1 protein-coding gene and 1 pseudogene are annotated in these 767 nt (G+C 40.5%); both read left to right on the top strand.

Annotation, left to right across the window (positions count from 1 at the left end; all coding sequences use genetic code 11):
- The coding region (locus L2737_RS22215; RefSeq protein ID WP_248957138.1) for a hypothetical protein at positions 1-214 on the top strand (214 nt) is incomplete at its 5' end.
- A gap of 372 nt (positions 215-586) precedes the next feature.
- Positions 587-767, top strand: a pseudogene (locus tag L2737_RS22210) (hypothetical protein); the annotation flags it as partial.

Below are 767 nucleotides of genomic sequence, written 5' to 3'. Positions count from 1 at the left end.
ACAGTGCGAAGGTGAGGTGATTGTTTGTGCCGAAACCGCACTGCCAGTGAAATTTGCCGATACGATCATCGAAGCTATTGGATCGATAGAAATCGCACGCCCAGCCCATACCGAAGGCTTGGAGAGCTTACCGCAGCATGTGGTGGTGCTTGATAACAGCGCTGAGCTGGTCGCTGAGCAAATTCGTCAGCATGTGATACCAAATCCAGCATAAATCAGAGTGGATTTTAATACTTATTTTCATGAGGAACTCTATAAATTTCAATGACGAACTATAGAAATAATATTCATATAAAAGTTACGCCATTGTAATAAAGTGTTTATGATTGTGTTATGGTAGATATAATTGTAATATTAGAAACAGCGTCGGCGACTCATCATTTTGCTAGACGCTTTTTTAGTAATCATACCAGCCAATTACACTGAACAGCTGCCCTATAAGCGTCATGATAATCGTACGATTAAGTCCTTTTACGACCCTTATTGCTTGTCACTATTTTAATGACAGTCAAAGATTAAGGTTAAGTAATAGATCTAAATGATACTAATTGTGGCGACAACAGCGGTACATATTGTGGATATAACAATGAAGATGAGCTTAAAAAAGACAGCAAAAGCACTGGCAAAAGGATTATTAGTTACGACATTTAGTAGTGCCATGTTGATGACCACAGCCCACGCTAACAATCCACCACCAGCCATCAAAGCGGATGCGCCCAATCGCTACATCGTCAAAAAAGGCGATACGTTGTGGGACATATCAGGAC

The organism is Shewanella electrodiphila (genome assembly GCF_023283985.1).
In the GTDB taxonomy this organism is placed as follows: Bacteria; Pseudomonadota; Gammaproteobacteria; order Enterobacterales; family Shewanellaceae; genus Shewanella; species Shewanella electrodiphila.
This window is presented reverse-complemented; position numbering and strand designations above follow the sequence as displayed.